At 68.5% G+C, this 13,230-nt stretch carries 9 protein-coding genes; 6 read left to right on the forward strand and 3 right to left on the reverse strand.

Annotated elements, in window-relative coordinates; genetic code table 11:
• Window positions 1–2: 2 nt before the first annotated feature.
• Together FHP89_RS12965 and FHP89_RS12970 are read right to left on the reverse strand one after the other, a co-directional pair.
• The gene (locus tag FHP89_RS12965) at window positions 3–1,253 is read right to left on the reverse strand and encodes an oxidoreductase (protein WP_144177448.1); all 1,251 of its coding nucleotides are present in this window, start codon (window positions 1,251–1,253) and stop codon (window positions 3–5) included.
• Between the two features lie 102 nt (window positions 1,254–1,355).
• Complete coding sequence (locus FHP89_RS12970) at window positions 1,356–2,162, reverse strand: DUF4399 domain-containing protein (protein ID WP_144177457.1); 807 nt, start codon at window positions 2,160–2,162, stop codon at window positions 1,356–1,358.
• Window positions 2,163–2,466: 304 nt separating this feature from the next.
• Here FHP89_RS12970 and FHP89_RS12975 point away from each other — a divergent pair, with 304 nt between their 5' ends.
• Window positions 2,467–3,351 (forward strand): DUF2167 domain-containing protein, encoded by an 885-nt coding sequence (locus FHP89_RS12975; protein ID WP_144177466.1) that lies wholly within the window; start codon window positions 2,467–2,469, stop codon window positions 3,349–3,351.
• Window positions 3,352–4,071, forward strand: coding sequence for a site-2 protease family protein (locus tag FHP89_RS12980; RefSeq protein ID WP_144177474.1), 720 nt, complete (start codon window positions 3,352–3,354; stop codon window positions 4,069–4,071).
• 55 nt (window positions 4,072–4,126) lie between these two features.
• On the opposite strand, the gene ilvA is transcribed toward FHP89_RS12980, so the two are convergent.
• Window positions 4,127–5,647 carry a threonine ammonia-lyase, biosynthetic gene (gene ilvA, locus FHP89_RS12985; RefSeq protein WP_144177479.1) on the reverse strand — a complete coding sequence of 507 codons (1,521 nt, stop codon included), beginning with the start codon at window positions 5,645–5,647 and terminating at the stop codon, window positions 4,127–4,129.
• A gap of 119 nt (window positions 5,648–5,766) precedes the next feature.
• On the opposite strand from ilvA, the gene FHP89_RS12990 reads away from it, so the two are divergent.
• The 4 genes from FHP89_RS12990 (at window position 5,767) to FHP89_RS13005 (ending at window position 13,229) form a co-directional block, all read left to right on the forward strand.
• The gene (locus FHP89_RS12990) at window positions 5,767–6,189 is read left to right on the forward strand and encodes a YqaA family protein (protein ID WP_144177481.1); all 423 of its coding nucleotides are present in this window, start codon (window positions 5,767–5,769) and stop codon (window positions 6,187–6,189) included.
• Window positions 6,190–6,313: 124 nt separating this feature from the next.
• A complete protein-coding gene (locus FHP89_RS12995) occupies window positions 6,314–9,079 on the forward strand; it encodes a bifunctional glycoside hydrolase 114/ polysaccharide deacetylase family protein (protein ID WP_144177483.1) in 2,766 nt (921 codons plus the stop codon).
• Entirely contained in the window at window positions 9,048–12,686 is a 3,639-nt protein-coding gene (locus FHP89_RS13000; RefSeq protein ID WP_144177485.1) for a tetratricopeptide repeat protein, read from the forward strand. The genes FHP89_RS12995 and FHP89_RS13000 overlap by 32 nt, the downstream gene beginning before the upstream one ends.
• A 15-nt stretch (window positions 12,687–12,701) precedes the next feature.
• Window positions 12,702–13,229 carry a penicillin-binding protein activator LpoB gene (locus FHP89_RS13005; RefSeq protein ID WP_144177487.1) on the forward strand — a complete coding sequence of 176 codons (528 nt, stop codon included), beginning with the start codon at window positions 12,702–12,704 and terminating at the stop codon, window positions 13,227–13,229.
• Window position 13,230 lies beyond the last annotated feature (1 nt).

Raw genomic sequence — 13,230 nt, forward strand, 5'->3', positions numbered from 1 at the left:
ACTCACTCCCCCGCCAACATGGCGTCCTTTTCTGCCCGCACGGTGGGGTGGTAGCAGTCGGCGGGCTGGGCGCCGAGGTGGCCGACGCAGCCGTTGCAATCCACGCAGCGCGGGCCGGGGGTGTTGTCGTGCAGGTGGCGGAAGAAATAGGGATCGGCGATGAAAGGCCGGCCGGCTGAGACCGCGTCGCACAGGCCGTGCCGCAGCGCGTCTTCCATGGCGGCGCGGGTGCGGAAGCCGCCGACGCAGATCACGGGAATGTTCAGCGCGGCCTTGAAGTCGGGCGTGTAGTCGAGGTTGAAGCCTTCGCGGCCCGGCCACAGCACGTTGGAAGCCAGCGCCACCAGCGGGCGAAACACGCGCATGGCCCAACGCCGCAGCCACGGCAGGTGCGCCATGCTGCCCTGCACCATGTGGCGCAGGCAGCGGCCGAAGCTGCCGCACACCATGGGAAAGCCCGATTCGTAATGGCCGACTGAGATCTCGACCGCGTCGACGCCGGCCGCTTCCATGATCTTGGCGATCTGCACCAGCTCATGGGTTTTCAGGCCGTCGCGCAGGGGGAGCTTGTCGGCGCCGTTCATCTTGATGATGACCGGGAAGTCCGCCCCAACCCGCGCGCGGATGGCGGCCAGCACCTCGCGACCGAAACGGGTGCGGCGCTCGAGGTTGCCGCCGTACTCGTCCTGACGGCGATTGGTGTAAGGCGTCAGAAACTGGCTGAGCAGGTAGCCGTTGGCCGAGTGCATCTGCACGCCGTCAAAGCCGGCCTTCTGGCAGCGCTCGGCGGCGGCGGCAAAGTCGGCCACGATCTGGCGGATCTCGGCCACGCTCATTTCGCGCGGGCGGGTGCCGGTGAGCAGGTCTTTGGTGGCGGAGGCGGACACGACCTCGGTGGCGCCGACGAAATTGGGCACCACCTGACGGCCGCAGTGATTGAGCTGGGCAAACATCCGCCCGCCGTGGGCGTGCACCTCGGCCACCATCCGCGCCAGGCCGGGGATCTTGTCGTCATCATCGGCGCCGAGCTGAAAGGGCGCGGACTTGCCCTGCCGGCTGACGTAGATATTGCCGGTGATGATCAGCGGCGTGCCGCCACGGGCGATGGGCCGGTAGAAGTCGAGCACCGCGTCGCTCACAAAACCGTCGGGCGTGGCCCGCGTTTCGGCCGTGGCGGTCTTGAACAGGCGGCCCGGCAGGTCGAGCGTACCGATGCGGATCGGTGAAAACAGCCCGCGCTGATCGGTGTCCATGCAAATGTCCTCCCCGGTATCAAAACGGTGTTCAGTCACTGCGTTATAGCCCATGCGCATGACGAACACCGGGCCGCCGCGGGGCGGCCGATCGGAGCGGATTTAACGCGCGATGACGGTAAAGCGCCGGCTGGGGGCGCTGCCGAGCGTACGCACCGGCTGCGTATTGCTGACCAGCTCAAGCTCCGCCGTGTAGGCGCCCGCCGGCGGGTTCAACCAGACCTGCGTGCGGCCATCCGCCAAGGTGATCACCTCGGTCTTGCCCTCGGCGGTGTGCAGCTTGACGCGAAAATGACCGGTTTGCGCTTCCTTGATGTCGGTGTGCGAGACGTTGAAACCGGAGGCGTGCACGCCGAGCAAGAAGGGCGCCGTGACACGCGCGCCATCGTTCGGCGTCAAGATCTCGACCGACTTCGCCGTAAGCGCAGCCTTGTCGTGCCCGCTCGGCCCGCGCACTTCGATGTGCAGCACGTCGCTGTACACAAAATTGGGAATGTGCTTGTCATCCGCGAACACCAGCCGCAGCGCGTGCCTGCCGGCCGGCAGCTCGAGCACCACCTCCATCTGGCCCTTGCCGAAGTGCACATACTGGTCGTTGAAGGGCAGCGGCTGAGTGAAGTCGAGCGGCAACTCGCGATCGATCATCAAGTGATGGTGGCCGGTATGCGATACCGGCTTGCTGACCCCCGCGATGCCAATGCCGGAGAGCCCGAATTTGACCAGGAAAGGGCTGTCGACCACGTCGCCGGATGTCAGGTTTGAAAAATAGGCGTTCTTCTCCAGCCGGGGCGACTCGGTCACCCACGGGTGGACGGCCTCGGCCCCGGCGGGCAGGGCAAAAACGAATGCAGCCAGGGCCAGAGCATGGCGCAGTGCACTCGCGACCGCTGGCAATTGACTTGCTCTCATGGCGCGAACTCTCAGGGGGTTGGGACGCTGAGCGTAGAGCGGCGGCGGGGTGGCGTCAATCGCGATGTGGCGGCAATCTTTGCGTCGTCACCCGATCGGTCGCTTGACAGAGCCTGACGGGCAGCGCACACACTCCGACAGCGGCGAGCCGTTTTCGGGCGTGCCCGGCAGGCGACCGCCGACTCACACCATGGCGCCGCCGCCTGTCAGATATGCACCAACCCAAGTGGAATATTTCCTTACTCTCTTAACGCGATATGGGTAATATTCTCCAACCACTTTTCCTCTGACAGGACGTTCCACAATGCTGCTCCGCCGCCTCCGCACTCTGCTGGCAATCCTCGCCTTGGGGTGTGTCATCCCCAGCCTCGCTCAGGCCGACACGGCCAATGAGCTCGAAGCCGCGTCCATAGCCGCTACGGCGGCGCAGATCACCGGCCCGCAACACGTCATGCTCGGCAATCAGGCCCAGTTGGCGCTACCCAATGGCTTTGCCTTCATCCCGGCGGCCGAAGGTGCCCGCCTGATGCGCGCGATGGGCAACCAGACCGACGACGGCTTCATGGGCCTGGTCATCGGCGAGCAGATGGCGGGCTTCATGAGCGTCCGTTACGACGCCGCCGGGTACATCAAGGACGACGACGCCCGCGACTGGGATGCCGAGGCCCTGCTGCAGAATCTCAAGGACGGCACCGAGGCCGGCAACGAGATGCGTCGCCAGCAAGGTTTCCCGGAATTCGTGGTAGACGGCTGGGTCGAGGCACCGCGCTACGACGCCGCCCACCAGCGCCTGGTATGGTCGGCCCGCCTGCGCGACAAACAACCGCCGGCGGAGCAGAGCAGTCCGGGGGTGAACTACAACACCTACCAGCTCGGCCGCGAAGGCTATATCTCGATGAATCTGGTCACCGACCTGGCCAACGTGGAGAGCCAGAAGCCGATCGCCGGGCAGATGCTCGATGCCCTGAGCTTTCACGAGGGAAAGCGCTACGCCGACTTCAACGCCGACACCGACAGCGTTGCCGCCTACGGTCTGGCGGCGCTGGTCGGCGGCGTTGCCGCCAAGAAAATCGGCCTGCTGGCCACGGCCGGGCTGTTCCTCGCCAAATTCTGGAAGATCGCCGCGATCGCCGTGTTCGGGTTCGGCGCGGGCCTGCGCAAGCTGTTCAACAAGAAATCGGCCGACTGAATGAAGGCGCTGATCGCCCTCCTGCTGGGGGGCGCCAAACTGGCCAAATTCGGCAAGCTGCTGACCACCGGCGGCACCATGCTGCTGTCAGTGTTCGTCTATGCCGGCATCTACGGCTGGCGCTACGCCGTGGGCTTCATCGCCCTGCTGCTGTGTCACGAGATGGGGCACTACGTTGCCGCCCGCCAGCGCGGCCTCGATGTCGGCGCACCGACCTTCATCCCCTTTGTCGGCGCCTGGATCGAACTCAAGGAGCAGCCGATGAACGCCGAAACCGAGGCCTACATCGGCATGGCCGGGCCGCTGACCGGCACCGTGGCGGCGCTGGCCTGCTATTTTCTGGCGCGCAACGAAGGCAGTCAGCTGCTGCTGGCGGTGGCCTACTCGGGCTTCTTCCTCAATCTGTTCAACCTGATCCCGGTGCCGCCACTCGATGGCGGACGGATGACGGCCGTCATCTCGCGCAAGATGTGGCTGCTCGGCGCCCCCCTGCTCATCGGCCTGTTCTTCTGGCGCCCCAGCCCGATGCTGATCCTCATCGCATTACTCGCTGCACCGCAGCTTTGGCGCGCGCTCAAGGGTGAGGACGCGATGCCGGCCGACTACTACGCCGCCACGCCGGCCGGTACCCGCGCCGAGTACGCGCTGATCTACCTGGGTCTGGTCAGCTTTTTGGCGGTGATGTCACACGATGTCTACGAAATGCTCGGCGGCGCCTGACAGGCCAGCGTTCCAAAAAAAGCCGGCAGCTGCCGGCTTTCTTCCGGCGCACCGCTCAGCCGAGAAACATCCGATACGCCGGGTTGGCGGTTTCGTCGGCGTATTCGTAGCCGAGCCGGTCGAGGAAGGTCTGGAAGGCGGCCTTGTCGCCCGCGGGCACCTGCATGCCAACCAGCACCCGGCCGGAGTCGGAGCCGTGGTTGCGGTAATGGAAGAGCGAGATGTTCCAGTCCGAGCGCAGGTTGGTGAGGAAATTCATCAGCGCACCGGGGCGCTCGGGGAAGACGAAGCGATAAAGGACTTCGTTGTCGGCTTGCGGGGCATGGCCGCCGACCATGTAGCGCACATGGCTCTTGGCCATCTCGTCATCGGTCAGGTCCATGCAGGGCAGGCCTTCGGCAACCAGATTGGTGACCAGCGCGCGAGACTCCTCGCGGTTGTGCACCGACACGCCAACAAAGATGTGCGCCTCGCGGCTGTCGGCGTAGCGATAGTTGAACTCGGTGATGTTGCGGTTGCCCAGCAGGCTGCAGAAGCGCTTGAAGGAGCCGGGCTGCTCGGGAATGGTGACCGCCAGCACGGCTTCGCGCTGTTCGCCGACCTCGGCGCGCTCGGCGACGAAGCGCAGGCGGTCGAAGTTCATGTTGGCGCCCGAGGCCACCGCCACCAGCGCGGCGTCGCGCAGGCCTTCGCGCGCGGCGTAGGCCTTGGCGCCGGCCACGGCCAATGCGCCGGCAGGCTCAAGAATGGAGCGGGTGTCTTCGAACACATCCTTGATGGCGGCGCAGATGGCGTCGTTATCGACCCGGATCATCTCGTCCACATACAGCTGGCACAGGCGGAAGGTTTCTTCGCCCACTTCCTTGACCGCCGCGCCGTCGGCGAACAGGCCGACCTGATCGAGCACCACACGATGACCGGCCGCCAGCGACTGGGTCATGGCGTCGGCGTCGATCGCCTCCACACCGATGATCTTGATCTCGGGGCGGACGCGCTTCACATAGGCCGCGATGCCGGCGATCAGCCCGCCGCCGCCCACGCAGCAGAAGATGGCCTCGATCGGCTTGGGGTGCTGACGCAGGATTTCCATGCCGACGGTGCCCTGACCGGCGATCACTTCCGGGTCGTCGAAGGGGTGCACAAAGGTCAGGCCCTCGGCGGCTTCGAGTTCTTTGGCGTGGGTGTAGGCCTCAGAGAAGCTCTCGCCGGCCAGCACCACTTCGCCGCCGCGGCGACGCACCGCGTCCACCTTGATCAGCGGCGTGGTGGTGGGCATCACGATGACCGCCCGCACGCCCTTTTTCTGCGCCGACAAGGCCAGACCCTGAGCGTGGTTGCCGGCCGAGGCGCACACCAGCCCGCGCGCCAGGGCTTCGGGCGACAGTTTGCTGAGTTTGTTGTAGGCGCCGCGCAGCTTGAAGCTGAACACCGGCTGCAGGTCTTCGCGCTTGAAGTAGATGTGATTGCCGGTCCGGGCCGACAGGCTGGGGGCAAAATCGAGCGGCGTTTCAATGGCGACGTCGTACACCTGCGCGTTGAGGATGCGTTCAAGATAGTCAGGGTGCGCGGTGCTCATCGTAAAAGCCTGTAACTTCAAGGGAAACGTGCACGGTAGCAGGGCATGGCGCAGCGCGGCAAGACACAATCCGCCGCCAGATCGGAGACAATCTCCTCCCCCTTGATCCGCGAGTCCTCATGGAAGTGCTCACCTGGCTCGACCCCGGCCCCGACGCCGGCCTCGGTGCGGTGTTTGTCGCCAGCTTTTTGGCGGCCACGCTGCTGCCCGGCGGATCGGAGCTGGTGTTTGCCGGCTTTCTCCAATTGCATCCCGACCAGGCCTGGCCGGCGCTGGCGCTCGCCACCGTTGGCAACACCCTGGGCGGCATGACGACCTACGCCATGGCACGGGCCATTCCGCACGGCGCCACGCCACCGCGCGCGGCGTGGATCGAACGCCACGGCGCGCCGGTGCTGATCCTCGCCTGGGCGCCCGTCGTGGGCGATGCCCTGTGCGCCGCCGCTGGCTGGTTGCGTCTGCCCCCGATCGCCTGCGCGGCATGGATGGCGCTCGGCAAACTGCTGCGCTATGCGCTGATTCAGGCCGCCACACTGGGCTGAACACCCCCGCGCCACACAAATTCACACTTGTTTCGCCGATTCCGGGCCCGCCGTGCAATCGGTCATGCGCTTGGCGTAGTCCACTCCGTATACTCGGCAGCCCATCCTGCCTGAAAGCCAAACGATGCCCCGCGCGCTCGCCTTTCTGTTGTCTATGCTCCCCTGCCTCATCGGCATGACCGAGCTGCAGGCCGCGCCGTTCTCGATCGCCTTCCACTACGGCAGCACCCTGCCCGCCGACGGCCTGCGTGCGCACGACATCGTGGTGGTCGAAGCCGACCACGGCCACGCCCCCGGCGCACTCGGCCCGGACACCGAGCTGTTTGCCTATGTGAGCGTCGGCGAAGTCCATCCGCAACGCGCCTATCTGGCCGAATTGCCCGCCGCGCTCAAACGCCAGATCAACCCGGACTGGGGCAGTGTGGTCATTGATGTCAGCCAGCCGGCCTGGGCCGAGTTCATGGCCGAGCGCATCGTCGGCCCGCTATGGCAGCGCGGCTATCGCGGCTTCTTCCTCGACACGCTCGACTCTTACCGCCTGCTCGATGATGTCGACCCGGCCGCCGCCCAACGCGGGCTCGAACAGCTTATCCAGACGCTGGCCAAGCGCTACCCCGGCATCCGGCTGATCTTCAACCGCGGCTTCGAATTGCTGCCGGCCGTGCATTCGCAGGTGTTCGCGGTGGCCGCCGAGTCGGTGCATCGCGGCTGGCGGGCTGGGCAGTCGCGCTATGTGGCCGTGCCCGAGGCCGACCGCCGCTGGCTGCTCGACCGCTTCGACGAGGTGCGCCAGCGCTACGCCCTGCCGGTGATTGGCATCGACTACCTGCCCGCCACCGCGCTCGACGAAGCGCGCGACCTGGCCCGCCGCATGCTGGCCGAGGACATCATCCCGTGGATCGCCGAGCCCTCGCTCACCACCCTCGGCACCGGCGCCAACGAGGCCCTGCCGCGCCGCGTGCTGGTGGTCTATGACGCCAACGAAGCCAGCGCCATCAACTACACCAACGCCCACCGCTACATCGAGATGCCACTCAACTACCTCGGCTACGTGGCCGACTATGTGACACCCGACGACGCACTGCCCGAACGGCTCGACCCGCGCCTCCATGCCGGCATCGTGACCTGGATGACCGGCGGCATCAAAAGCGGCGAGCGCCTGCATCGCTGGCTGCAGACGCAGATCGACGCCGGCACCAAAGTGGCGATCTTCGACGACTTCGGCTTCGAGCTCGGCCACAGCGCCGCCGCCCGGCTCGGGCTGCGCATCGCCCCGCCGCCAACCGCCCCGCTTACGCTCAGCGCCAGCGATCCGCTCATCGGCTTCGAAATGCCGCCGCGCCCGCGCGCCAGCGCCTTGCTGCCGATCACCGTTGCCGCCCCCGATGGCGTCGCGCTGGCCACGCTGACCGACGCCAGGGGCCAGACCTACCACCCCGCGGCCATCATGCCCTGGGGCGGCTATCTGCTCGATGCCTTTGCCGTCACCGAGCTGCCCGGCGTCGAAGGCCAGAGCCGCTGGGGCGCCGACCCCTTCGCCTTCCTGCAGCGCGCCCTGCGCCTGCCCCCGCGCCCCGTGCCCGACCCCACCACCGCCAGCGGTCGCCGCCTGTTGATGGTGCACATCGATGGGGATGGTTTCCCGTCGCTGGGCGAATTCCCCGGCTCACCGCTGGCCGCGCAGGTGCTGCTCGACGACGTGCTCAAGCGCTATCGCATCCCGCACGCCATGTCGGTGATCGAGGCCGAAGTCAGCCCCCAGGGGCTCTACCCGGCGCTGGCCACACGGCTCGAAAACATCGCCCGCCAGATGTTCGCCCTGGAACATGTCGAGATCGCCAGCCACACCTACTCGCACCCCTTCAAGTGGCGCAAGGTGTTCGACGCACGCGACGACGACCGCGCCGCCGACTACCACCTCGACATCCCCGGCTACACGCCCAGCCCCGAGCGCGAGATCCTCGGCTCCATCGACTACATCCGAAGCCGCCTCGCCCCGGCCGGCAAACCCGTGCGCCTGCTGCTGTGGAGCGGCAATGCCGCACCCGACGCCGACACCCTCAAGCTGATCGCCGATCACAATCTGCTCGACATGAATGGCGGCAACACCACCATGAGCCGGCGTCGGCCCACCGTGGCCGCGGTGTCACCCATCGGCGTGCATCAAGGCCCCTACTTCCAGCCCTACGCCCCGGTGATGAACGAAAATGTGTACACCCGCGACTGGACCGGCCCTTTCTACGGCTTTCGCGATGTCATCGACACCTTCAAGATGACCGGCGAGCCACGCCGCCTCAAACCGATCAACATCTACTACCACACCTATTCCGCCAGCAAGGTCGCCGCCCTCAAGGCCTTGCACACCGTCTACGACTGGGCCCTCGCCCAGCCCACCCAGCCGGTGTTTCCGAGCGACTACATCGCCATGGCGCACAACTTCAACACCCTGAGCCTCGCCCGCGCACTCGACGACCCCGACACCCTGCATATCCGCAACGCCGATGCCCTGCGCACCCTGCGCCTGCCGCCCGATTTTGCCACCCCCGATCTGGCCAACAGCCCCGGCCTGGCCGGCACCGCCAGCGGGCCCGACGGCCGCTTCGCCACCCTCGCCGCCTCGCGCGCCAGCCTGCGCACCGGCAACACGGCGGATGATCTCCCGCATTTCATCTCGGCCAACGCGCGCCTCACCCGCTGGCAGCACCACCCAAAAAGCATTATTTTTGCCCTAAAGGCGTACAGCCCCTTATCCTTCACCCTGTCTCACCCGGCGGGCTGTCGTCTCCAGACGGACAAGACGCGCGTCCAGCCGGCTCGCCGCGATGGCCACGCACACCACTATCAACTCAACACCCACCATGCCGAACTCACCCTCCACTGCCCCGGCTGAGCGACCCCGCGTCGTCTCGCTGCGCGCGCTGGTGATCTTCGGCGCGCTGGCCACCGCCGGCATGGTGCTGCTGTTTCCGTATGAGACCCTGGTCAAGGCCTCGCTCGGCGCCCGTCAGGGCGACGTGCTGGCCGCCGCCTACCTGCACAATCTGCTGCGCACCGAAACCGACAACGCGCAGATGCGTTTCGCCCTCGCCGCGCAACACCAGGCCCGGCGCGATTACCCCGCCGCCCGCCAAGCCATTGCCCCGCTGCTCGGCCACCCCGACCCGGCCATCGCACACCGTGCCCGCTGGCTCGACTGGCGTTTCACCGTCGACGACGCCCCCGACACGCTCACGCCGCGCGCGCTCAGCCTCGCCCAAACCCACACCCTGAACGCCCTCGCCGACGAGGCCGCGCTGTCAACGCCCGACCGGCTCAGCCTCATCACCTACGCCGCCCGCCACGCGCAGCCCGAGATCGCCGCCCACGCCATCGACACCCTGGCCGCCGACGCCCGCCTCGATGCCGACACCGCCCAGACGCTCGCCGACACGCTGCGACGCGACGCCCACCCGCACCTGGCCGCCCGCGCCTACCTGCTCGCCCGCGACCGCAGCGAAGGGCTCGCCGCGCAACGCCAGCACTTCCTCGCCGCCCTGCGCACCCTGCAAGCGATCAGCGACTTCCCGGCCGCGCTGGCCATCGCCGACGAAGCGCTCGGTGCGCTCGAGACCGACGCCCCCACGCTCACCTATCTCATCGGCCTCGCCCGCGCCGCCAACCGGCCCGACCGCGCCGCCGACTACGCCCGCCGCCTGATCCGCCTCAGCCTGCGCGAACAGCTCGACGGCGGCCTGCGCCTCGTTGCCCTGAACAGCGACGCCGACCCCGCGCTGCCCTTCGACGACGCGCGCTACCGTCTCGCCTACGACACCTTCCTCGGTGCCGGCGCGCTCGAAGACGCCTATGTGCTCAGCCTCTCCGCCGTACGCCAGGCCCCCGACAGCGCCGACTGGCGCCGCCGCCTCGCCCAGGTCGCCGAATGGCACGGCAAACCGGCCGACGCGCTGGCCCAGTGGTATCACCTCGCCCGCCACGGCCACACCGACGCCTGGGCCCAGGTGCTGCGCCTCGCCCCCGGCCTGTTCGAACACCGCCCGCTGCTCGACGCCCAGAAATTTCAGCTGCGCCAGGATCCACGAAACACCACCTTGCTGCGCGACATCGCCGCGCTGTATGAACGCCTCGGCGAGCCCGACGCCGGCATCGCCTATCTGCAAGCGCACACCGCGCGCCACCCCTCCGACGCCGCCTTCGATGCGCTCGCCACCCTCGCCGAGCGCGCCGGCCAAGGCGCCATCGCCGACGCCGCACTGGTCATGTGGGAACAGCACGCCGGCGTCTCCCCCGCCCTTAGCCAGCGCCGCGCGGCCGGGCTCATCCCCCGTGGCCAGCTGGAAGCCGCCCTGGCCGCGCTCGACACCGCCCGCAGCCACACCCCCGACACCGCCACCGACTACTGGCAACTGCGCGCCTCGCTCGCCGGCCTGCTGCAGCATCGCGACGCGCAACGCGACGCCCTGAACCGACTGGTGCCCCAGCCCACGGCCCGGCCCGACGACTTCGCCGACCTGATCGAACTGCTGCGCCCGGCCCACCCCGACCAGGCCGCCCGCCTCGCCGCCCAAGCCTGGGAGCGCCTCGGCACGCCCGACTGGCTGCTGCGCAGCCTCGACCTTCACCTGTCCACCCGCAACTACGCCGCCATGGGCGTGCTGATCCGCGGCCTCGACGACACCCGGCGCCAGACGCTCGAACGCAACGCCAGCTTCCTGCGTCTGCGCGGGCAATGGCATCAGGGCCTCGGCGAGTTCGACGCCGCACGCGCCGACTTCGACGCCGCGCTGACCCACGAGCCGGCCAACACCGCCGCCCGCGCCTCGCTGCTGTGGCTGCTGATCGACGGCGGCAAGGCCGACACCCTCACCGCGCTGCTCGCCCGCCACGAAACCCGCTGGGCACGCGACGGCGACCTGCACGACGCTCTGGCCGCCGCCAACGCCCTGCTGTCTCGCCCGCAGCGCGCGCTCGACCGCTACCTGCTGCCGCGCGCCCGCGCCAACCGCGACGATTTCCTGTGGATGATGGGTCTGGCCGACACGCTCGAACAGGCCGGCGAGATCGACCGCGCCTGGCATCTGCGCGAACAGCAGTGGCAACAACGGCCACGCACTGCGCCCACCGACGCCGAGACCGAGCTGGCCCGCCGCGCCGCCGAGGTCCGCCTGGCCCGCCAGCAACGCCCCGGCGACGCCAGCGACCAACTGCTGCGCGCGCTGATGCGCCAGGACGGTGAGACCGACCCGCTCGACACCCCCCTGCTGCGCGACCTGGCCATGAGCTGGCTGCTCGACCAGGGCGACATCGACGGCGCCCGCGGCTTTCTGTGGGAGCGCTACGCCCGCGCCCTCACCCGCCCGGTGTGGGCCGAAGCCGCGATCGCGCTGGCCCGCGACGAACACGCCACCCTGGCCGACATCCTCGCCCGCCACGACACCGCCCTGCCCGCCGCCCAGCGTGGCGAAATCGCCGAACGCCTTGGCCGGCCAGACGTCTCCGCCAGCGTCACCCATGCCGCCGCCGACGACCAGCGCCACAACGACGCCCTGCATCTGCAACTAAGCGAGGTACTGCTCGACCAGGCCCACCGCCTGCGCCTGGACGCCGCCGCGCACAAACTCGACGCCTTCAAAGAGCGAACCCAGCACGCCGAACTGCGCCTGCGCCTCGCCCCCCGACTCAAGCTCAGCCTCACCCTGGGCAGCATCCAGCGCCGCCTGAACGGCAGCGGCGCGCTCGCCGCCGCGCCCAACGAACGCCAGGCCAGCGTCGAAATGGCGTGGACCACCGACGCCGGCATCACCCGGCTCGGCGTCGCCCGCCGCCACGGCCTGACCGACACCACCCCCGTCTGGGCCGGGCACGACCTCACCCTCGACCAGCGCTGGGCCTTCGCGCTCGAGGCCGGCCTCGCACTGCCCGCCAACGAAAGCGCGGCGCTGCGCGTGGCCGGCATGAAGGACGAGCTGCTCGCCAGCGCCGCCTACGGCCTCAGTTCGCGCGAGCGCATCGCCGCCCAGTGGGCGCACAGCCGCTACAGCAGCCAGCACGGACTGGCGCTGGGTCGCGCCGATCGCTGGCAGCTCGACTACACTCACCGCCTGACCCGCGGCCGCCCCGAGATCGAAGCCGGCGTGTATGTCGGCGGCTATCGCTTCCGCGCCGATATCGGCGACAACGCCGGCGACCGCGCCGCGCTGGCGTCAATCCTGCCCGGCGGCCTCGCCCCGCTGCTACCCGACAGCTACCTGTTTCGCGGCGCGCGAATGACGGTCAACAACCGCCAGCGCCACGGCCTGCAACGCGCCCTGGTGCCCTATGCCACGCTCGACCTCAACCATGTGAGCGGCCGCGGCTATGGCTATGGGGTCGAACTCGGCCTGAGCGGCCGGGTCTTCGGCGCCGACCAGTTCCTCATCGGCGTGCAGCACGACAAGGGCGGCGAAGGCGACGCCGGCCGCAATTCCGCCCTGTTTCTCGACTATCAACTGTTCTTCTGAGCCCACGGGATCGACATGAAAACCTTGCTTGCCCACCCTGTCCTGCGCCTGATGTGCCTCGTCACCGTCCTCAGCGGCTGCGCCGTCACCGACCGCGTGCCCGACCGCAGCGTCACGCCCGACGCGCGCTGGGCCGTGCTCACGCTCGAAAACACCACCACCACACCCATGGCCGGCGCCCGCGCCGAAGCGGTGGCCCGTGCCCTGCTGCATACGCTGGGCGTCAAGGAGGTGGTGCGCCCGCCGGCAACGGCGCGCGACGCCTTGTTCGACCCGGCCCCGGCCGCCGACACCGAGGCGGCCCTCGCTTGGGCGCGCAGCGCCGGCGTGCGCTATGTGCTCACCGGCACGGTGGACGAATGGCAATACAAGGTCGGCGTCGATGGCGAGCCGGCGGTGGGTCTGGCGCTGCACATCATTGATGTCGAGGACGGCAGCACGGTGTGGAGCGGCGTCGGCGCGCGCACCGGCTGGGGCCGCGACTCGCTGGCCGCCGTCGCGCAAACGCTAATCAAGTCGCTGCTCGCACCGGTCGTCCGCTAAG

Source organism: Denitromonas ohlonensis (assembly GCF_007625205.1).
GTDB classification, from domain to species: domain Bacteria; phylum Pseudomonadota; class Gammaproteobacteria; order Burkholderiales; family Rhodocyclaceae; genus Nitrogeniibacter; species Nitrogeniibacter ohlonensis.